The 20720-nt window shown below is 65.5% G+C and carries 20 protein-coding genes; 7 read left to right on the top strand and 13 right to left on the bottom strand.

Annotated elements, in window-relative coordinates:
• Positions 1-28: 28 nt before the first annotated feature.
• Both AC1MFI_RS01600 and AC1MFI_RS01605 read left to right on the top strand, forming a co-directional pair.
• A complete protein-coding gene (locus AC1MFI_RS01600) occupies positions 29-1060 on the top strand; it encodes a nitronate monooxygenase (RefSeq protein ID WP_479819123.1) in 1032 nt (343 codons plus the stop codon).
• A gap of 133 nt (positions 1061-1193) precedes the next feature.
• Complete coding sequence (locus AC1MFI_RS01605) at positions 1194-2321, top strand: hypothetical protein (RefSeq protein ID WP_479819124.1); 1128 nt, start codon at positions 1194-1196, stop codon at positions 2319-2321.
• A 23-nt stretch (positions 2322-2344) separates the two neighbouring features.
• Here AC1MFI_RS01605 and sigK read toward each other — a convergent pair whose 3' ends face one another.
• From sigK to AC1MFI_RS01640, 7 genes are all read right to left on the bottom strand, one after another.
• Positions 2345-2983, bottom strand: a complete 639-nt coding sequence (sigK, locus tag AC1MFI_RS01610) for an ECF RNA polymerase sigma factor SigK (protein ID WP_479819126.1) — start codon at positions 2981-2983, stop codon at positions 2345-2347.
• 551 nt (positions 2984-3534) lie between these two features.
• Entirely contained in the window at positions 3535-3957 is a 423-nt protein-coding gene (locus AC1MFI_RS01615; protein ID WP_479819128.1) for a DUF7793 family protein, read from the bottom strand.
• 151 nt (positions 3958-4108) lie between these two features.
• The gene (gene hxlA / locus AC1MFI_RS01620) at positions 4109-4732 is read right to left on the bottom strand and encodes a 3-hexulose-6-phosphate synthase (protein ID WP_479819129.1); all 624 of its coding nucleotides are present in this window, start codon (positions 4730-4732) and stop codon (positions 4109-4111) included.
• Positions 4733-4776: 44 nt separating this feature from the next.
• A complete protein-coding gene (gene hxlB, locus AC1MFI_RS01625; RefSeq protein ID WP_479819131.1) occupies positions 4777-5397 on the bottom strand; it encodes a 6-phospho-3-hexuloisomerase in 621 nt (206 codons plus the stop codon).
• Between the two features lie 99 nt (positions 5398-5496).
• Complete coding sequence (locus tag AC1MFI_RS01630; protein WP_479819133.1) at positions 5497-6348, bottom strand: helix-turn-helix transcriptional regulator; 852 nt, start codon at positions 6346-6348, stop codon at positions 5497-5499.
• Between the two features lie 45 nt (positions 6349-6393).
• Positions 6394-7893, bottom strand: coding sequence for an amidohydrolase (locus AC1MFI_RS01635; protein ID WP_479819135.1), 1500 nt, complete (start codon positions 7891-7893; stop codon positions 6394-6396).
• A complete protein-coding gene (locus tag AC1MFI_RS01640) occupies positions 7890-8516 on the bottom strand; it encodes an FMN-binding negative transcriptional regulator (RefSeq protein ID WP_479819137.1) in 627 nt (208 codons plus the stop codon). Before AC1MFI_RS01640 ends, AC1MFI_RS01635 begins: the two co-directional genes overlap by 4 nt.
• Before the next feature lie 66 nt (positions 8517-8582).
• On the opposite strand from AC1MFI_RS01640, the gene AC1MFI_RS01645 reads away from it, so the two are divergent.
• Both AC1MFI_RS01645 and AC1MFI_RS01650 read left to right on the top strand, forming a co-directional pair.
• On the top strand, positions 8583-9491 hold the full coding sequence (locus tag AC1MFI_RS01645) for an aldo/keto reductase (protein ID WP_479819139.1): 909 nt from the start codon (positions 8583-8585) through the stop codon (positions 9489-9491).
• A gap of 94 nt (positions 9492-9585) precedes the next feature.
• Positions 9586-10680 (top strand): PQQ-dependent sugar dehydrogenase, encoded by a 1095-nt coding sequence (locus tag AC1MFI_RS01650; protein WP_479819140.1) that lies wholly within the window; start codon positions 9586-9588, stop codon positions 10678-10680.
• A gap of 82 nt (positions 10681-10762) precedes the next feature.
• Here AC1MFI_RS01650 and AC1MFI_RS01655 read toward each other — a convergent pair whose 3' ends face one another.
• On the bottom strand, positions 10763-12127 hold the full coding sequence (locus AC1MFI_RS01655) for a GmrSD restriction endonuclease domain-containing protein (RefSeq protein ID WP_479819142.1): 1365 nt from the start codon (positions 12125-12127) through the stop codon (positions 10763-10765).
• Positions 12128-12724: 597 nt separating this feature from the next.
• On the opposite strand from AC1MFI_RS01655, the gene AC1MFI_RS01660 reads away from it, so the two are divergent.
• The 3 genes from AC1MFI_RS01660 to AC1MFI_RS01670 all read left to right on the top strand — a co-directional run bounded on the left by AC1MFI_RS01660 (position 12725) and on the right by AC1MFI_RS01670 (position 16436).
• Positions 12725-13699: a hypothetical protein gene (locus AC1MFI_RS01660; protein WP_479819143.1), complete on the top strand. Its 975-nt coding sequence runs from the start codon at positions 12725-12727 to the stop codon at positions 13697-13699.
• The gene (locus AC1MFI_RS01665) at positions 13692-15149 is read left to right on the top strand and encodes a hypothetical protein (protein ID WP_479819145.1); all 1458 of its coding nucleotides are present in this window, start codon (positions 13692-13694) and stop codon (positions 15147-15149) included. Before AC1MFI_RS01660 ends, AC1MFI_RS01665 begins: the two co-directional genes overlap by 8 nt.
• Before the next feature lie 519 nt (positions 15150-15668).
• Positions 15669-16436, top strand: coding sequence for a VldE C-terminal domain-containing protein (locus AC1MFI_RS01670; RefSeq protein WP_479819147.1), 768 nt, complete (start codon positions 15669-15671; stop codon positions 16434-16436).
• Between the two features lie 30 nt (positions 16437-16466).
• On the opposite strand, the gene AC1MFI_RS01675 is transcribed toward AC1MFI_RS01670, so the two are convergent.
• The 5 genes from AC1MFI_RS01675 to AC1MFI_RS01695 all read right to left on the bottom strand — a co-directional run bounded on the left by AC1MFI_RS01675 (position 16467) and on the right by AC1MFI_RS01695 (position 20714).
• Complete coding sequence (locus AC1MFI_RS01675) at positions 16467-16979, bottom strand: hypothetical protein (protein WP_479819149.1); 513 nt, start codon at positions 16977-16979, stop codon at positions 16467-16469.
• 13 nt (positions 16980-16992) lie between these two features.
• Positions 16993-17523, bottom strand: a complete 531-nt coding sequence (locus AC1MFI_RS01680) for a hypothetical protein (protein WP_479819151.1) — start codon at positions 17521-17523, stop codon at positions 16993-16995.
• A 424-nt stretch (positions 17524-17947) separates the two neighbouring features.
• Positions 17948-19048, bottom strand: a complete 1101-nt coding sequence (locus AC1MFI_RS01685) for a type I restriction endonuclease (protein WP_479820969.1) — start codon at positions 19046-19048, stop codon at positions 17948-17950.
• Positions 19049-19183: 135 nt separating this feature from the next.
• Positions 19184-19768: a hypothetical protein gene (locus tag AC1MFI_RS01690; protein ID WP_479819153.1), complete on the bottom strand. Its 585-nt coding sequence runs from the start codon at positions 19766-19768 to the stop codon at positions 19184-19186.
• 205 nt (positions 19769-19973) lie between these two features.
• Entirely contained in the window at positions 19974-20714 is a 741-nt protein-coding gene (locus AC1MFI_RS01695) for a hypothetical protein (protein ID WP_479819155.1), read from the bottom strand.
• Between the last annotated feature and the right edge of the window lie 6 nt (positions 20715-20720).

The raw sequence follows: 20720 nt of genomic DNA on the forward strand, positions 1-20720 counted from the left end.
TGTGGTCGTTGATGAGAGGAGCATGCGCTTGACGACCCTGCCCGATCCAGATTCCTTGCCCTTCGTTCTGCAGCGGCCGGTGGTCGGTGCGCCCATGGCCGGAGGGCCTTCCACCCCCGAACTCGTAGCCGCCGTCGCCGATGCCGGCGGCCTGGGGTTCCTCGCCGGCGGGTACAAGACGCCGCAGCAGCTCGCGGATCAGATCTCCACCACCAGGGCACTCACCCGGGGCCCGATCGGGGTGAACCTCTTCGTCGTGTCCCCCAACGACGTGGACGAGGACGAGCTCGAGGCGTACCGACAGGAACTGGAGGACGACGCCGACCGCTACGGTATCGAGGTAGGCCGAGCCACCTGGGACGATGACGCCTGGCACGGCAAACTCGACGTCGTCCGGGAATTGAGACCCGACGTCGTGTCCTTCACCTTCGACTGTCCGCCGGCCGATGTGCTGCACGAGCTGGACGCGCTCGGCGTCCACACCGCCGTCACCGTCACCTCCAGGGACGAAGCACGCACCGCGGCCGATCGCGGCGCACGGATCCTCGTCGTGCAGGGACCCGACGCCGGCGGCCACCGGGCCACCTTCGACCCCGCCGCCGAACCGGGCACCGAACCGCTCCCCGAACTCATCGCGGCCATCAGAAACACCGTCGATCTCCCACTCATCGCAGGAGGCGGTATCGGCACCCGCGAGCAGGCCCGCGCCATTCTCGACACCGGTGCCGCCGCTGTCCAGGTCGGAACCGCACTACTCCTGGCGGAGGAAGCAGGCACCAACCCGGCCCATCGCGCCGCCCTGCGGGATCCGTCGTTCACCGAGACCAGAGTCACCCGGGCCTTCACCGGCAGGCCGGCCCGCGGTTTGCGCAACAGGTTCATGGACCGCCACGACCGCACCGGTCACGCCTACCCGCAGATCCACTACATCACGGCACCACTGCGAGCAGCTGCGGCAGCCAACAACGACCTGCAGGCACTCCACCTCTGGGCCGGCACCGGCTACCGCACCGCCCGGACTGGCCCGGCCGCCGACATCGTCGCCGACCTCACCCCCTGATCCGTCCGCCGTAGTTTCCGGTCTCGACCCTTCGCGGGCTGTTCACCTGCAGTCCCGGTAGAGGCCACCGGCCCGTGGCTCCTTCTCGACAGCGTGGAACCGACACCACCGCTGCCCGACGAGGAGCCATCCCGTGAAAGCAATCGTCCGCGCCTTTACCCTTCTGCTGTCCGCCGTCCTGGTCACCGGGGCCGCCAAGCCGGCCGTCGAGGACTTCCCCGCCACGATCGACGGCGGTGCCTGGCCCGCCGGGCATGTGCAGGGCATCGCCGTCGACACCGCGAACGAGTTCGTCTACTACTCCTTCACCTCGATGCTCGTGAAGACCGACCTCGACGGCACCGTCCTCGGCACCGTCACCGGCTTCACCGGGCACCTCGGCGACCTCGACTTCAACGAGAAGGACGGCCGCGTCTACGGATCACTGGAGTACAAGGAGGCGGAGTCCTTCTACATCGCCATCTTCGACGTGGACAGGATCACCGGGCTGGACATGGACGCCGAGACGGACGGGATCGTCACCGCCGTCTACCTCGACGAAGTGGTGCAGGACTTCACGGCGGACATGGACGGCAACGGCGTCTTCGACGGCAACATCGCCGATACCCCGGACCACCGGTACGGCAGCAGCGGGATCGACGGCGTCTCCTTCGGCCCAGCATTCGGGCGCAAGAACGGCAAGCAGCTGCTGACGGTCGCCTACGGCGTCTACTCGAACACCGAGCGCACCGACAATGACCATCAGGTGCTCCTGCAGTACGACGTCGCGCGCTGGAAGAAGTACGAGCAGCCCCTTACCCAGGCCGCGCCCCACACCAGCGGGCCCGCAACCACGGACGGCAAGTACTTCGTCTACACCGGCAACACCACCTACGGCGTGCAGAACCTCGATTACGACGCCTTCACCCACACCTGGCTGCTCGGCGTCTACAGGGGCGTGAAGGAACAGTTCCCCAACTACTCCCTGTATGCCATCGACGGTTCGTCCCGCCCCACTGTCGGTGTTCTCGAAGGCCAGCCCGCGTACGAGGAAGGCCTGCTCCTGCCCCTCCTGCAGCAGGGACTGCAGCACGGACCCACCGGCATCCGCGGCTGGAACTTCACCGCCGACGTCGGCATGGAGTCCCTCGGCAACGGCTACTTCTACATCGCCACGCAGGGGCGGATCGTCGAGGACGGCACCACCCGGCAGACCGCCGTACTCGATCTCTACCGGTGGACCGGGGCGCCGTCGTCGCCCTTCGAACTCGTACGCCGATAGCCGGCGAGAGCGATCCCCTCCCGTCAGGCTGAGGCCTGCAGGGATGCCCTGAGCCGGAGGATTCCGTCGCGGATGCGGGTCTTCGCGGTCGGTACCGGGATGCCGAGGTGCCCGGCGACCTGCACGTAGGTCATGCCGCCGTAGTAGGCGAGGTCTATCGCCTCCCGCTGTGCCGGGGTCAGCTCCTCCAGGCCCTTCCTGACCATCTCGGTCTCGACCTGGCGGATCACCTGGTCCACGACCTCGTCGTGGTCCACGCCCTGGTTCGTGATGCCCCACCGCAGGTCCCTGATCCGATGCGCCTGCTCCGACCGCACCTTGTCCACCGCGCGCCGGTGCGCAAGCGTCATGATCCACGACATGGCCGATCCCTGTGCCACGTCGAAACGCTCTGCCGCACCGAGCCAGAGAGCGAGGTACACGTCCTGCACGGTCTCGGCGCTCATCTCGGCGTCGACCAGAACCTTCCGCACGAGTCCGAACACCCGGTGCGAGGTGAGGCGGTACAGCTCGTCGAACGCCTCCCGGTCACCGTCGGCCACCCGGCACAGGATCGTCCCGAGATCGCGCCCGTGAGTTCCGGGAAGGGCACTGACCGGCATACCGGGCGCGGATGAGGCAGCGGGAGGAGGGGGAAGGACGGGAAGCGGGGCAGTGAGCATGAGAGACCTTCTGGCGCCGTCGTGCAACAGGATGCCCACGACGCCGAGGGTCGTAGGTCACCTGATAGCTAGAGAACCTAAGGACATCAAACCACACGCCACCTGCGAGGGGAAGGGCACCACCGGTGGGGCGGGCAGCTCCTCTGTGCTGTATCTTTCCTGTCATTCGCTCCGGCGATGTCAGGAGCGATTCCTCACGTGCAAAGGGGCAATCATGAAGAAGAGCACCGCGACGATCACCCTGGGAGCGGCAGCCGTCCCGAGTTCGTCCCGGGCGGCACCACGGAGATCCGGGGAGCGGAGCCGCAGGTGGGCCAGCTGCTCGTCGGCGGAGCGGACACCGGTGTAGCCCAGGAGCCTGCGGACGACACCGCGTCGCTCTCGGTGCCTGCCTCGTGCTCGCAGCCGTGGCCGGCACGACCTTCGTCGTCCGTCGTCGCGCGGCCTGAGCCAGCAGTCCCTTCGAGCCGAACACGCCCCACCGGTGACCAGCTCCTACCGCGTCAGTGCGGTGCTACCCAGGACCGGTCAGGTGGCCCGCTCGGCTCTCGTCAGGCGGCGTGCGGATGCTCGGTGAGCCAGGTCCGCGCCCTATCGGTCGAGGTGAAGTGGAACGTCGGATAGGGCGGCTTGTGCACCTGGATGAAGAACTCGGCGAGGGTCTCGTCGACGGCGGACGGCCCGACGATCGCCATCGCCGCGATGTTCAGCTCGGTCGCGAAGGTCTGAAGCGCGCAGCGGCTCAGGGAGACCATGTCGTTGAGTTCGACCAGCATGGGCGGGCAGAGGCCCGGGCAGACCGCATCGGCGCGCTGCACCAGCGCCCGTGCGTCCTCGTCGGTGACGGTGGTGCTCCGGTTCCAGCTCACCCACAGGACGCCGTCACGCATTGCCGCCGTGAAGGGCTCCTCCTCGGCGGTCGTCCGTGACGTTCCAGCCGGCGCCGACCGCGACACTGTCAGTCCTTGCCTCATGCTCACTGCCCCCTTGGATCACACGCGTCCACGGCACGTTACCTACACGGGTGGGCAAAAGCGAAACGTCCAGCACCAGCTGAGACGGCGGCGGGAGCGGAAGCGGCCGGCCCCGGATGGCCGGGGCCGGCTCTTCTGCATGACAGCGGAATCAGCTGATCGCTGCCCGCAGTTCCTTCGCGGCCTGGGCCGGGTCGTCGGCGCTGTAGATGCCGCCGCCCACGACGGCGACGTTCGCACCCGACGCCTGGACGTCCTTGAGGGTGGCGAGCTTCACGCCTCCGGCGACGGAGAAGGCGACGCCGGCTTCCTTGCCGGCAGTCAGCAGGGTGTTGAGGTCGTAACCGTCCTGGGCCTGCTCGTCGAGCCCGGCGTGGAACTCGACGAACTCGGCGCCGAGGTCGGTGACCTCCTTGGCGCGTGCTGCCTTGTCGTCGACGCCGATGAGGTCCACGACGACGCCCTTGCCGTGGGCCTTGCCGGCCTTGATGGCTCCGGCGATGGTCGAGTCATCGGCGACGCCGAGCACGGTCACGAGGTCCGCTCCGGCCTTGAAGGCGATGTCGGCCTCGAGCTCGCCGGCGTCCATGGTCTTCAGATCCGCGAAGACGATCTTGTCCGGGTGGGCTTCCTTGACGGCCGTGACGGCGGAGAGTCCGGCGTTCTTGACCAGGGGGGTGCCCAGTTCGATGATGTCGACGTACTCGGCGACCTTCCCGGAGAGCTCGAGGGCGTCTTCGACGGTCAGTACGTCCATGGCGAGTTGCAGTTTCATGATGTTTCCTTTGCTGGCTGGGGGTGGAGGATCAGGGTGGCGCGCTATTCGAGGTTGGCGTGCCGAGGCCAGAGGTCTTCGGCGGGGGTGCCGTCGGCCTTCCAGAGGGTGTGGAACGTGGCGTCGAGCACCAGGAGCAGTGCCTGCTCGAAGAGGCTGCCCGAGTACTGACGGGACGCCGTGCCGCCGTGGTCCGTCTTCTGCGCGGCGGGGATGACCACCACGCGGTGGGCCAGTCCGGCGAGCTTCGACTCTCCGTCGGTGGTCAGGGCCGCCACCCGGGCATCCACGGAGACCGCGGTCTCTGCAGCAGCGACTGCGCCGGCGGTGGTCCCGGAGCCGGAGGCGACGATCAGGAGGTCGCCGGAGCCGATGGCCGGCGTCGTCGTCTCGCCCACCACGTGCACCGTGAGTCCGAGATGCATGAGGCGCATGGCGTGCATCCGCAGGGCGAGGCCGCTACGGCCTCCACCGGTGACGAAGACGCTCCGGGCCTGCTGGATCTCGGCCACGAGCGCTGCGAGCTGGTCCTCCTGCAGCCTGCCGGCTGCTCCGGCGAGCTCGTCCTGGATCAGTCTCAGACTGGCTGCAACCGACGGTGTATCCGATGCTTTCGTCACGGGTGGTGCTCCTGCCTGTGGGGGTTGGTCCGGACTCCAGTCCATCACTCCCCCGGAGCCTCCAACCGCCCAAGACCTACCCCGCTGGACCTAGTTTGCGCAGGGCTAGCCTGGACCGTGGTCTGTGCCACAGCGGCGAGCCGGTCAGGCAGGAGCAGGGGACGACGTCGTTACCCCGGCCAGCCGCGCGAGCGCCGCTTCACTGCTGGATCCCGGCGCCCCGTAGTAGGTGCAGACGCTCTGATCCGCTTCACCCGGGACCAGGAGGGTCTGGTAGTGCAGCACGAACTCCCCGCCGACCGGATGGTTGAACCGGATCTCGCCCTGGTCCTTCTCGTGCACGTTCTGGTCGTCCCAGAACCGGGTGAACTCCGGGCAGCCGTCCCGGAGATCGGCGATGAGCTCTGCGAGCTGGCGGTCCTCCGGGAAGCGACCGACGTCGAGGTGGAGCATCGCGGTGGTCTGCTCGCTGACCTGTTCCCAGTCCTGGTAGAGCTCGCGGGCCTTCGGGTCGAGCAGGATGAAGCGGGCATAGTTGCGGTGCGATGCGGGAAGCGCCTCGAAATCGGTCATCAATGCCCTCGCAAGGCGATTGCTGGCCAGGACGTCGGTGCGGCGCCCGAGGATGATCGCGGGCACCGACTCCATGACGGCGAGCAGGTCGTACAGCCCGGACCGCACGCGCTGGGGCTCCAGGCTGGGGGTGTGGTGCGGGGTGGGCGTGCCGCAGAGGTTCAGCAGGTGGTTCCGTTCCACCGTGTCCAGGCGGAGGGCCAGGGCGATGGAATCGATGATCTCCAGCGACACCGCTCCACCGCGGCCCTGCTCGATCCGCATGTAGTAGTCCGGGCTCATCCCGGCCAGACGCGCCACCTCCTCCCGGCGGAGCCCTGGCACGCGGCGCACCCTGCCGTCGAACGGTGCACCGAGCTCGGTCGGGGATAGCCGTGCGCGTCGCGAGCGCAGGAAAGCGGAGATCTCTGCGGCCCGGTCCATGCCTTCCATTTTGCCGTACCCGGGACGCCGGCCGGACTCCGGCAGCTATCCCGGGACGGGTCGGGCGTCGTCGAGGGTGGAATGCGTCCACCGACCGCCGAGCATCGTCGCCGAGACCCGGAAGTCGCGCAGCTGAGCGTCGCCGGCAACGAGCGGGTCGAGCTCGGTGATCACGAGGTCCGCGACCGACCCCGTCCGGAGTGTCGCACGGCCGTCGGTGGACGCTGCGAGGGCCACCGAGGCCAGGACGCGTTGCTCCGGGTGCCAGGCTTCCCGCCCGTCCCGCGCACGGGACACGGCGGCGGCCATCGAGACCCACGGGTCCAGCTGCGCGACGGGCGCATCCGAGCCGAGGGTGATCGTCGCTCCTGCTGCCGCAAGGCTCGCGAAGGCGAAGGCCCGGTGCGTCCTTCCGGGCCAGTAGCGGTCCGCGACGTCGCGATCATCCATCGCGTGCTCCGGCTGGACGCTGGCCGTGATGCCGAGCCGCGCGAAACGTCTGAAGTCCTTCTCGTGGACGAGCTGGGCGTGCTCGATGCTGCCGCCGCAGCCGGCCTCCTCGAACGCGTCGAGCGCGAGGGTATTCGCGGCATCGCCGATCGCATGGACCGCGGGCACGAGACCGGCCGACGACGCGCGGCGCAGATGGTCGACGAGGCGGTTCCCGTCCACCGTGGAGATCCCGCGCCCCTCGTCTGCTTCCTCGAGTCCGGGATACGGCTCGTGGCAGAAGGCGGTGCGGGTGTTCAGCGACCCGTCCGTGATGATCTTGAAGGGTCCCATCGTGACCAGGCCCTCGGTGCCGTCGATGACGTCCCCTGTGCGCAGGCCCCTCGCGATGACGGCGTCGAGATCCTGCGGGTACACGCCGGCCCGCACCCTCAGTCCGCGCGTGCCGCCGGCGACACGGTGCACCCACCGGTCGATCGACAGGGTCATCTCGAGGTCGACGATGCCGACGACGCCACGGGCGGCCGCGGCCTGCACCGCATCGGCCACCCAGGCGTCGAGGTGCTCGTCGGGGACCGCGCTGATGCGCGCGTTGACGTCGAAGGCGGCCTGTTCGCGCAGCAGTCCCGTGGGATGGTCGGCGGCACCGTGGTGGGCGAGGGCCGGAGAATTGAGCCACGCCGCATGGAGGTCCTTGCTGACCAGGACGACGGGCACGTCAGCGCTGACGGCGTCGAGCAGCTGCGCCGACGGCGCATCCGGCCACAGCCCGTCCTGGAAGCCGTAGCCGATCAGCGGCTGGCCGGCCGGAGGTGGCGCGGCATGCAGACGTTCAGCCACCAGCGTCACCGCGCCGGCTGCAGATGTCGCCGAGGACAGGTCGAGGCGCTGCCGCATCAGGGCCCACTGGCCCATGTGCACGTGCGAGTCCCACAGCCCCGGTGACACCCACCGTCCATCGACGTCCACCACCCGGGCCGCGCGGGAGCCGGTGGTCTCGCCGATGGCCGTGATGACGCCGTCCTCGACGAGGATGTCGAGCGGGTCCCCCGCCGTCCCGACCAGCCGGGCGGAGCGGAGCAGGACGTCACTCATCCCGTTCCTCGTCCGTGGACGCGCCGCATCTCGCGGGCGAGGGCGGGATTCGGGTAGTGCTCGCCGTGCTCGAGCTCGTCCACGATCCGTTCCACCACGGCGGGAGCCTTGTCCTGGCTGAGCTTGAGCCGCGCGTCGAAGCGGGCCACGCGCAGGCGGATCCCCACCGTTCCCCGGGCGACACGGCGTGACCCCTCGGGGTCCAGGGCCAGGGAGCCGGGCTCCGGCATGAGGTGTTCGAAGTGGTCGATCAGCTTCCCCAGCACCCGGAAATTCTCCTCGTCGGACAGGATCTCCGGCGTCGCATACAGGTGTGCGGTGACGTGGTTCCACGTCGGGATGATCTGGTCCTCGGGGTACCAGCCGGGCGAGACGTAGCCGTGCGGGCCCTGGATGATCACCAGCACCTCGTGGTCCCCGAGTTCATGCAGCTGCTCGTCCGGACGGCCGACATGGCTGACGATGCTGATGGTGTCATCGATAGTCTCTTCAAGGACCACCGGGTAATGGGACGCCACGAGCCCGCCGGCGGGTGAGGACACGAGAGTCGCCCAGGGATTCTCCCGGACGAGCCGCTTGACCTCGCCGACGTCGGACAGGACGAAGTGTGGCGTGTGGCGCATGCTCGTCACTCTGCCACGAATACAGCCGGCCTTCGACGGCGCACTCCCCTCCGCTAGCCTGAGGCAATGAAACCCCTGGCAGATCTTCCCCCGTACATCTACGGCACCACGCGGCTCGGGCACGATGACGTCCCCCGCGAGCAGCAGGCCTCCATGGCGCGTACGGCGATCGACGCCGGCCTCTGGCTCCACACCTCACGCCAGTACGACCACGCCCTCGAGGTCCTCGGAGCCGCGTTGGCCGACGAGCCCAGCAAGATCCCGCCCGTCATCGTGAAGCTCGGCGGCGGAACGGCCGACGACGTCCGCGCCACGATCGCCGAGAACATCGAGCCGCTCGGCATCACCTCCATCGACATCGGCCAGCTCAGCGGCGTCGGCGCTTTCGCGGAGGACATGGTCACGGGCGGGCCGATCCTCGCCGACCTGCAGCGCATCAAGGAGGGCGGCCTCGTGGGGCGGTTCGTCCTCGAGGTCTTCCCCTGGACGTCGGATGCACCGCTCAAGGCGCTGCGGGCCGGGCACCTGGACGGGCTGATCGACGGCTACATCTTCTACCTCAACCCATTGCAGCGGTTCGCGTCCAACGAGCTCTGGGACGAACTGCTGGCGCAGGACAAGGCCATCATCTCGATGCGCACGGTGGCCGGTGCCCCCGTCCACACCCTGCGCGACGTCCCGGGTGCTGCCTGGAAGCCCTATCTCCAGGAACGCGCCGTCGAGGTCGCACCCATCTTCGAGCGCTCCGGCGTCGCGAGCTGGGCCGAATTCTGCATGCGCTTCGCGCACAGCACCCCGCAGGTGGTCAGCACCGTCGGGTCTGCCAGTCGTGAGGAGAACCTGCGGGAACTGCTCGCCTGCAGCCAGGCGCTCGAGCCGCTGCCGCTGCCGCAGGACATCGTGTCCGAACTTTTCGCACTGCAGCGGCGTTGGTCTGACGAGACAGATATCCACGCGGAGGCCTGGAGCATGTAGCGGAACCACAGCGGACGACGACGGGGCAGCCACGATGGCTGCCGCGCCGTCGTCCCTGTGACATCTGGTCAAGCCATCGGAAGTGAGCCGAGTCATGCCGACACGAATCCCCCTCGCCGGCTTCGGCGGCCTCGTCATCGCCGCCCTGGTCACCGGCTGCACAGCGGGTAGCGGTGCCGGTCCGGGCGGGAACACCGACGCGACGTCGGGATCCGACGTCGGAGTGAACGCAGCGGCCGGCGCGCAGGACATCACGACGGGCCTGGCCCTGCCCTGGTCCATGGCGTTCCTCGACGGCACCCTCCTCATCAGCGAGCGGGACACCGCACGGATCTTCGAACTCGACGACGCCGGCAACCGGCGGGAGGTCGGCACGGTCGAGGGCGTGCGGCCCGGCGGGGAGGGCGGCCTGCTCGGTCTCGCTGTCGACGACCAGGACCGCCTGTACGCCTACTCGACCGGCGCCGACGGAAACCGGGTCCAGCGCCTGGCGCTCGACGGCGCTCCCGGTTCCTTCGCCCTGGGCGACGCGGAAACCCTCGTCGATGAGCTGCCGTCGAACAGCATCCACAACGGTGGACGCATCGCCTTCGGACCCGACGGCATGCTGTACGCCGGTGTGGGCGACGCCGGCGACCCGGACAGCGCACAGGACCTCGACTCCCGGGGAGGGAAGATCCTCCGCATGACGCCGGACGGCGAGGTCCCCGCGGACAACCCCCACCCCGGGTCCCTCGTCTTCAGCCACGGCCACCGCAACGTCCAGGGCCTTGCCTGGGCTGCGGACGGCACCATGTTCGCCAGTGAGTTCGGGCAGAACACGTGGGATGAGTTGAACGTCATCGAGGCCGGGAAGAACTATGGCTGGCCGGTCGTCGAGGGCATCGCCGGCGAGGAGGGCTTCGTCGATCCGGTCCAGCAGTGGAGTCCGTCCGAGGCGAGCCCGAGCGGCATCGCGGTGGTCGAGGGCACGGTCTTCATCGCCAACCTGCGCGGGGAGAGGCTGCGCGCCGTTCCCGTGGGCGATCCCACCGCCGGCACCGACTACCTGGTGGGTGAGTACGGCAGGCTCCGGGCGGTCATCGAGGCGCCGGATGGGCGGCTGTGGGTGCTCACCAACAACACCAACGGGCGCAGCGAACCGAAGCCGGGTGATGACCGCATCATCAGCATCGAGGTTCCGACCTGAGCTGAAGTTGCCTGGTGACCGACGACGGCGGGGCAGTCACCTGAGGTGACTGCCCCGCCGTCGTTCGTCGTGGTGCGGGCTGCTAGCTGTCGCAGCCCCACCCGTCGCCGTCGCGGTCGAACTTCGGCTGGAAGCCGGGTGAGCCTGCGGCGATCGGGGCCGCACCTGCCGCGCGGACGGCATCGCAGTTCGCGTAGTAGGGAGCGGCCGGTGCCGGCGCGGGCGCTACCGGTGCCGGAGCGACGGGCGCAGGAGCCACCGGGGCGGGGGCCACCGGCGCAGGCTCGACGACGGGAGGAGCGAGCGGAGCCGGCGGGGCGACAGGCTCCGGCACGACGGGAGCGGGCGCCTCGGCCGGCACCGGCTCCGTCGGCTGTGCCACCGACGGCGCCATCTGGTTGGTCGGCGCGAGGATCCCGTTGCAGTCTGCGAGGATCTGCGCCATGGCGTCGTGCTCGGCCTGCGTGACCCACAGCGTGTAGGTCGCCTTGACGGAGACCTGCCGTGCCACGTACTCGCAGCGGTAACCCTTGTTCGGCGGCAGCCAGGTGGCGGCGTCGCCGTCGCTCTTCTGCTGGTTGGTGGGGCCGTCCGTGGACTGCAGGTTCAACGGGTCGTTGGCGAACGCGACGCGCTGTTCGGGGGTGAGTTGCTGCGCGCCCTTCTGCCAGGCGTCGGACAGGGCGACGACGTGGTCGATCTGCACATCGCTGCTCGTCGCCTGGCCCCGCAGGAACGGGATCTGAATGCCGGTGTACGGGTCGTCGAGCACGCCGGACTTCACCTTGCAGGGCACGGAGTTCACGTAGGCGATTCCCGTGAGGTCCCGGTTCAGCATGTCGTTGCGCGTATCGCACCCGTTGCGGTCGACGTCGGCCCAGGCCTGCCCGAACTCCTCGCGGTCGTACCCCGTCTTCGGGGCACGACCCTTGATGGGCAGGGTTTCCAGCACGGCGAACGCCGTGGTGTTGAAGGCCGGCTGGTCCGACGGCGCACGAGGCGTGCCGGTGACATCGGCGACGGCGTCCGAATCCAGCGGCGCGACGTCCGACGTGGTTGCGCTGGGTTTCGGTGACGGTGTGGCGGATGGCGTCGGCTTCATGGACGCAGTCGGGGTGGCTGTCGCGGACGGCATGCCCGAGCTTTGCTCACTGGTCGGCTCGGCCTGTTCGGTTGCCTCCGCGATAGCAGTGGGAACCGAGTCCGACGTCGGCGCGATGGCGGTACCCACGAGGAGGACGACGACGGCGGCTCCTGCGGTCATCGCTCCCGCCGCGCGTCCGGCCAGCCCTACCCAGGACGGCCGATTGGTCAGGAGTGTGTAGAGGCCCGTGAAGAGTGCGAAGAGTGCGGCCATGATGAGTCCGCCGCTGAGTCCGCTGGTGATGAGACCGATGACGACGAGGAACAGGGCCACACCGCCAACGACGGCCGTCGAGGTACGCACCTTCGATCTGGCGGTACCGGACGGGAAACGGTCAGGCGGAGGTGTGGACGGCAGCATGAAACCTCATAGGTCGTATGAAAACGGTGAGAAGCCGTCGAGTGACCAGACGGCTTTTCGAAGCATAAGGCCTTCGCCGAAAACGCGCCCTGTCGTATGTAAAGCCTCACTGCGATGATGTGGACAACTAGCCCAATTGCCCCGGCAGCAGCTTCAACGCCGTCGTGGTCACCGCCTTGATCGAGCCCCTGCAATCCACTCAGCGCAGGGGAACCTAGAACGCTTGCGTTACCAAGACGCCGATCAGCGACGGAACGCTGACGCACACCGCCGTAATCGACACCCCCCAAGATCTGCGGTCCCGAAACGCGCTTACAACTGCCACGCTCCCTAACCTGATTGCAAAATCCTCAACCCGTGTGCAAGGCGGCCGAGGAAGAGTCAGCACATATCGCGGGCGTGAGCTTCCGGCGACTCGGCGACCGGGCACGTGAGCCTTGTCACCCTCAGTCGATACTCTTCTCTGAGGAGTAAATGGAGATGGAGTTGGAAAAGAATGGCTGAACAATGTCACGTGAGCTACATCAAGGACGGCATCGCGTGAGCCGCGCCAGGGACAACCTCGGCAAAGCCCTGCGTGGCGCTTCGACGCAAATTGCCGATCAGGTCGGAAGCGTCAAGCAGACTGCCAAAGACGCTCGAGAAGCCGCCAAAGACAAAGTCGAGAAACTGGCCGTGAAGGCAGCAGACCCCTACGAGGAGGTCATAGCGGAGTACAACGCCGCCTTCACCGCGATGAGTGACAAGGGAGATACACTCCTGCGCCAGCGCGAACGGTCGGCGGACCTGATTGAGCTCGTCGAATTGCTGGTGAACAGCATCGCGAACACGCCAAAGTCGTTCGAGGCTTCGCTAGGTGAGATCGACGCCCAAAGAGCCCAGTTCCTGGATGCGGAGGAGTTCGCCCTTAAGGATCTCGAAGCTGCGAAGCGTTCCGCTGCCGGCGCTGGAGCCGGCTTTGCAACGGGCGCTGCAGTCGTGAGCGTCGCACCGACGGCTGCCATGTGGGTTGCCACTACTTTCGGTGCTGCGTCCACTGGCACCGCGATTTCCACTCTCTCCGGGGCCGCCGCGAGCAACGCCGCTCTCGCCTGGCTGGGCGGTGGCGCCCTGGCTGCCGGAGGTGGAGGCACTGCCGCAGGTGGCGCTTTGCTGGCGCTGGCCGGCCCTGTTGGATGGACCGTCGCAGGGGCTTCCCTCCTCGCATCCATCGCACTGCTTTCAAAAAAGAAGTTGGAGACTCGGGAGGCAAAGCAGGAAGCGCTGGCGGCGCTCAAACGAAACATCGCGTCGGTCAAGGGCGGCGACGCTCAGATTGATGATCTCCTTCAAAAGACAACGGCGCTGCGTATCGAGCTGATGGGCTCTTATGTCGGAGCGTTGGCGTGCTTTGGCGCTGACTTCCGTTCGCTCTCGGCTGCCCAGCAGGACAGCCTGGCAGTCCTCGTGAACAACACGAAGTCGTGTGCAGCCCTGCTGTCCAAGCGTGTCGAGTGGGTCGTCGTTGATGAATGACTTCACGAAGTTCATCAAGAGCAACCAGGAGCAGGCAGTTGCCTCCTGGGTGAACTATCTCAACCAGGTACGCATTGACGAGCTACTCAGTGCGTTCAGACAGCAGGACGAGAACCTCCTAAACGCACTGGGCAGCGTCGATGAAGCGATCAAGAGGATCAACCTTGAGGTGGTCACCTCCAATCGCGGAGGTCAGCACGGCATGCACGGCTTCATCGCGGAGCTTGCGGAGGTAGGTATCGGCAATGCTCGCAGGCAGATCCTGGGCCAAGATTTTGTCTACCAGTGGGTCAACGACAACGGGGCCGTTGATCTAGTGCGCAGCGGCGTGGATATCCAGCAGAAATTCGTCGCATCCGGCGGTCGCTTCTCACTGGGAGCAATCGCAGAGCACCTTGAGAAGTACCCCGACTATGTGAAGAACGGCGGGAAGTACCAGATTCCCCGGGATCACTTCGAAATGGTCGAACGGCTGCGCTCCATGTCACAGGAAGAAGCAGGAAAGCTGTCGCGCAGCGGCGACGGGCCAACCTTTACGGACTGGCGACGGATCGAGGCGTTTTTCCGGCAGGGGTCGATCGACCTTGAATCGCTCGAGCCCTCGACGCTTGAGTACCGTCAAGCTCAAAGGGGCGTCTACGAGTCCACCATGGCGGCCGAGGAAAACTCGCTCCGTTCCACCGATCAGTCCCTGCGCGACAACGCATATCAGGAGAGCCTGCCGACTCTGCGAGAAGGAGCGTCGGCGACCGTTACAGCCGCCGCCGTCGAGGGCGGGACTGCCTTCGTGCTGGCCGTAGTCGCCAAGAAGCGGGAAGGAAAGCAGCTTCGGGAGTTCAGTCAGCAGGACTGGCTCGACATCGCAGGCGAAACCGGTCTGAGCTTCGGCAAGGGTGGGATCCGAGGCTCCAGCATCTATGCGTTGACGAACTTCACTGCCACTTCCGCCGCGGTCGCCAGCTCAATCGTCACCGCGTCCTTCGGCATCGCAGAGCAGGCGAACAAGCTCCGCCGCGGCGAGATCGACGAGCTCGAGTTCATCGAAAACGCGGAGCTCCTGTCTTTGGAGGCCGCAGTGAGCGCACTGTCCTCCTTTGTAGGCCAGGCGGTCATCCCTGTTCCCGTACTTGGCGCCGTCATCGGCAACACAGTGGGCACCATCATGTACAGGACGGTGGCGTCGTCCCTCTCCAAGCGGGAGGCCGAGCTGATCGAGCGTTACCTGGACGAGCAACACGTCCTCGACGAGCAACTCGCCGCCGAGCACCAGGAGCTCATACAAAAGCTGGACGAGAGCATGTCAGACTATCTCGGATTGCTCGAACGGGCCTTCTCGCCTGACATGCAGATCGCGCTCCTTGGATCAGCCGAGCTCGCACGACGGTTCGGCGTCCCTGCAGACGAAATCTTGGACTCCGAGGACAAGATTGTGGCGTACTTCCTCGACTAATTGCATGGGGACACTCTTGACTGCCCGCACGATGCACAAGCTGGTTTTACAACGCACTCATGCGCAGCTTCCCGACAAGGACGACGGCAACTTTCCGCGACGCTCCTACGGCGTGCACGGATTCAACTTCCTGCCAGTTCCAAGCCTCAGCCTCGGTCGGAGGCGAGACACTGATTCACGCGCTGAGGACCTGTAGATCTGACCCTCAAAGCGGTCCGGCGCTCTGATGACGGCAGTACGAGCTTCTTGACCAAGGCCATCGATCGCTACGCCAGCTGTACGCGCCCGAAATTGCTAAACCGATGCCCGGTCGAGCGCAACGTTACCGAGGGAACTACTGACGATGGCCGTCGATTAACTATCTGAATGGCATGCTGCAACCTCGCCAGGAGGAGTACGTGCCCCAACGGGAGGATCGGTTAACGTGAGCAAGTCCGTGGCGATAGTCGCTTGCAGGCTCGAGCCGACGGATGATCCTACACCTCTCGCCCCCCGGTTCTCTGGTCAAGGCCGGTGCCCATGACCCGCAGCACAACCTTCAGACCGCAGGGCCGCCCCACCCGCGCACTCCTCGCCGTCCTCCTGCTCGGCACGCTCGCTGCGGCGTTGGCGGTCCTGGGACCCGGTCTCCTGGACGGCCTGCGTTCCGGTGGCGACACGCTCCTCGCCGTTCCGGAGTGCGTCGTGCAGACACCGAACGGGGAGATCGGACTCGACCGTGGAGAGGCCAAGATTACGACGACCGCGGTGGCACTGCGAGCGCGTGGTGTCGAGGCTCTCGACACCTCGTCCATCGACGGGGCCGCCCTGACGGCCCTGGCCGAAGGACCGTCCGGTGACGTGGGGCCGGTGCTGAGTTGCAGGGGCTCGGTCGACGAGGACCTACAGGTGGAGGAGATGACTGCCCCCGGCCTGACGCCCCGCGCCGAGCAGGTGCGAACGGCGATGACGGAGGTGTTCGGCGAGCAGAGCCTCGGCGGCTTCGCGCCGGGCGGTGTGGGGCAGGGACACGGAGAGGAATCGACGCACTACGACGGGCGAGCCCTCGACGTATTCTTCCGTCCTGTATCCGAGGAGAACCGGCGCGCGGGGTGGATGCTGTCCCACTGGCTGGTGGCCCATGCCGAGGACCTGGACATTCAGTACGTCATCTTCGATGACCGTTTTTGGAGTGCTCATATCGGTCGAGGACAGTGGCATCCCTACGACGCGCCCGCTCCGTCCAACGAGATCCTGCGGCACGTCGACCACGTGCACGTCGACGTGCTGCGGGGTGGCGACGGGTAGGTGAGTACCGGTGACTCATTCGATACGGATTCAGTGTCGCAGGTTCGCGAAAGGTAGTTGCCCAAAGGTTGCGGCGAACTCTGTCAGCAACTCGTTCTCCAACTCACCCGCTGAGCTTTCTCCCACTTCGAGCCAGGCGACCCTCAGCTTGTTCGAGTTTGAGAGCTGCCACAGGTAACGCCCACCCCAATGCCCGACCGGGCGGCCTTCACCAAAGCGTGCCAGCTCTGCAATCCGCTTTTGCAAGCCGCGGCGCCCATTAGCGCCAGAGTCAGCTTTGCCGATGTAGAGGGTCTCGCTCGGACACAGCAGGCGCTGAGCAATGATCGCGCTGTCGACAGTTGGGTCTTTGCCTTTGAACCAACCTCCCACACTCCTTGAGACAGCTCGATGGTGGACGCCGAGCCCTCGCAGCACTACGTAGACGCCTGCGCCACGAGGGATACCGTCGATTGAGAGATTGCCGAACTGCTCAAACCCCTCGAAGCCTCTGCCTGTCAGACTGCCTGCATCAAACCGCCACCCGATGTCTGACTGCACCATTGCCGCTGGTCGTCTACTTGCCGCGCCGCGACATCTTCAGCCAGATTGCGTGATCGATGGACCACGGTATGAGCTTCAGTTCGCCTGCGACCTCACTGAGCAAGATCCTTGCCTCCGGTACAGATACGCGGCGACCCAGGACGTTCCCCATCCACTTCAGGACATGGCGGTCTGGCTTCACTTGCTGGTCGTCCCCCGCGAGCATCCAGAGGTAGCTCGTCCGAATTCCCTGGTTACCGGCGCCGGGCACCTGCCGCAATTGTTCCTCGACGTAGGCGGTGCGCTCGGGATCCGCAAGAAGTTCCGCGACGTCGGCGAGAACATTAACGCGATTAGCAACCAAGATCTCAGCGATCCTACGGCTGGCGGCACTCTTGAGAGTGCCGCCACGCGAGGATGTCCTGTTCCGGCTACCCAGCGTCTCCGCAAACTCTTCATCTGTTGATTCTTCGACTGAAGTGAGGAACTGAGTCAATGACTGCTCGCCCTCCCTTGGGCTGATCTGGCCCTGCAGCTGGTCACCCTCGATCAAGACCGGCGCCAAGCCCTCCTTCGTCGCGTACCTTCGCACGACAGGGACAACTACGGCGTTATACCGCAGCCCTATCGAATAGGTTGCATCGAGGACGCAAAGCGAGAGATGAGCCCAACGCGCCGGGCGAGGTTGCGGCGAAAGCATCGCAACAGCGTCCGTCATTCTGACAAGCTCGACGTCGAGTGGCAGCAGGTGCATTGTTCCCCCAGTTGTTGTTTGCAGTGTTCCCAAACAGTATCCCGACGCCCGACCCTTACAGCGCGCCCACGTCACGTAGTTGGTACCGCAGCAAGCTCAGTACCTGGAGCCGTCGGAAAGGCAAGACGTCAGATACAGAAGCTGCGGGAGATTAAATCCTTTCGTCCAAAGTTGCCTAGGTGGACCAAGGATGACAGCCCCAAAGAATTCGACCCCTCGGAACATGAGCGGGCAATCATCCCGCTGCCAAGTAGGCCCTGACACTGGATCGGAGCACATCTGCATGCTCGTAAATTTCATCGAGCGAGCTGATGGGGATGCGCTGCTCAACCTTCTGCTCGTCGAAGACGCCTAGGTACTTCTGCACCCTGTTGAAGTGCAATCGGGCAATCGGCTTCCGGTTGTTGTCATCGAGCAGCACTGCGAAGTAGGACTTGGCGTCGCGGTGGACAACGCGTGGGGGCTTGACCTCGTTACAGACGATGGCCCGGACTATCTGGAAGCCTTCCATCTCCTCCAGCGTCGTCTCCACCCCTGTTTCAGCAAGATCATCTTCCACAGCCTGCTCGCTCGTGACGGTCGCGGCGATCACCGAGTCACTTGCCATCGGGAAATTGGGAGCGCCAAGAGCTGCCTTCAGCCGTTCGTTCACTTGCTCGTTGAGGAACTGCTTTGTCGCTTTCGTCACCAACGGAGTGAATTGCTCGCGCACCTTCTGCGTGTATGCGCCGCTGTCATACACCCGCATAGTGAGAGCTTTGATCCACTCGGCGTCCGGCTCCTTGAACTGCGATGCCAACGTTCGCTTGATCTGTCCAATGTATTTTAACTCTCCCGCTGCGTTGATGATCGAGTCGAGGTCGAAAACGTCCTTCGTGAGCTTCATCAACTCGGGTATGAGTGTCTCGTCGATCTCGTTGAGGTCCAGCACGAGGAAGGGCTTGGCGTCCATGCGATTCGGTGCATCGAGGTCCGTAAAGAACTCGTACACTTCACCGTTCGTCAGAATGGCAATCCGCGCGTTGGTCACGGCGAAGTATCGATACAGCTGGGACGCGTGCTCGATCTTCAGCGGTTCCTTCGACTTCTTGCACTCGATGAGGATCTGCACAGTGCCGCCGTGCATGATCGCGTAGTCAATCTTCTCGCCCTTCTTCACACCAACATCGGCGGTGAACTCCGGCACCACCTCTAGCGGATTGAAGACGTCGTACCCCAGGATGGTCGAGATGAACGGCATGATGAAGGCGTTCTTCGTTGCTTCTTCAGTTTCAATCTGAGACCTCTGCTGCCGCACCTTCGCGGCGAGCGCTGTCAATCGTTCTGCAAATTCCACAAATCCCCCTGCGTTGAATGGTTGCTTCACCCTAATACTGTGCGGAGACCTTTTGCTGCACCTAGCGGGTGAGGAACGAAACGGCGTACCTCGAACCTGGATTCGCCAGGACGCGGGGCTAGACCGTCTCTTGCATCATTCTCGGTCTGTCCGGCCGGACCGCGTATCCGTACCGCTATCCCCTCTGGGGAGCGCCGTAGCACCGCCACTTCCCGACGAAATCTGCCTCTTGATCTGCTCCAACTCATCCTTTAGCGAATCCACAGTCGCTCGGTACTTCCTGAAGTCCGCCTTCCGGCGCTGTGCAGCAAGGAAGCTGAGGCACGCGGCAAGAATCACGAGGGGGAATGACACCAGCAAGGCCCACCCGGAAGTAGCGAGGAACTCCAGCGTGATGGGAAGGGCCTGCTGGAACGAGCGGAAGTCATTCACCCCTCCTACGACTCCCTCCAGCGTGGAGTCGAGGGGCTCCAGGAATTCCCCCACAAGGGGCGTTTCGGAGAACGATGGAGCGCTCAGCGGCTCATCTCGGTCTAGGGACCACCGCGAATCGCTGAAGTTGCTCAGGACGTAGATCCCGGCGGCCGCGTTGAGCGCGGCGAGAAGCAGAACCGCTCCAAGCACAGTCCAGTGGAGACTGCGCGGACGCCATACGCCGAACACCAGCGTAACGACGGCGGCTGCAACCCACGGGATGGTGCCGAGTGCGTCGGGGCTCATGCTGCTCAATGGATCCAAAGGAGTACCCCCAGAGATATGAATTCAGTGTGTGCCGGAAGTCCGAGCTTCGACACATCGCCGTAAGGCTATATCTCCTCGTCGGTCGGGCAGAACCACAACATCGTGATGGGATAGTCAGCCGATGGACACCGCCGTCGATGCTGGCACGAAAAAGCTGACGCCGGCCTGATTCAATCCGTGTGCGCTAGGAGTGCCAGGCGATAGCGCTCAGCAGTTGCCTGCCGATGCGCTGTACCGAGGCGTCGGTGCTGACGTCGCCGCACGAGAACGAGGCCAGCTGTGCTTCGATCGTCGCCGCCAGCGTTGACCAGGAGATCCAGCAGACGACGTCGTCGACCTTGGTCATCAGTTCCTTCTCGCTCATACCGATGTCCCCAGCACGCTCGAGGACTGCCGGGAGGTGCAGTTGTATCGCGTCATGCAGTGGCATCTTGCCGAGCCCTTTGACCGCTACGGGAGGCTCGACGCCCAAAAGGAACAGCAGGGGCATCCGGTCACCTGCATTGCTCATGACCGCGACGTATTCCCGCGCAAGCTGTTCCGGCTGGAAAGCGCTGGTCTTGATTCGCTTCGCCTCGACGAATGTGAAGACACTCGACGACGTGATGAAGGCGTCAGGTTGGACGATGAACGTGGAGGCCGTCGCTCCTGACGGGTTGACGGACATGTCTCCGGACAGGAGCGAGATCTCCGCCTGCTCGGCCTGCTCGATGAGGTGCTTCCGAACTGTGACTGCCCCGACACAGGAATCGATGAGGGCGGCGAAGAAGTGGCTTCGCGGCAGGAGATCCAGAGCGATCAGCACCTCGGCCGTGAGCACGTTTTCCATCCCGCGCCCACCGCGACGGTACTTTGTCGCCTTTTCCCAGGAGATCTCCTCGAGGAGACGGGCGATCATCGACGGCGGCAGTTGGAGAGGTTCCATAGGAGC

It is taken from the genome of Arthrobacter sp. BC5 (assembly GCF_056680255.1).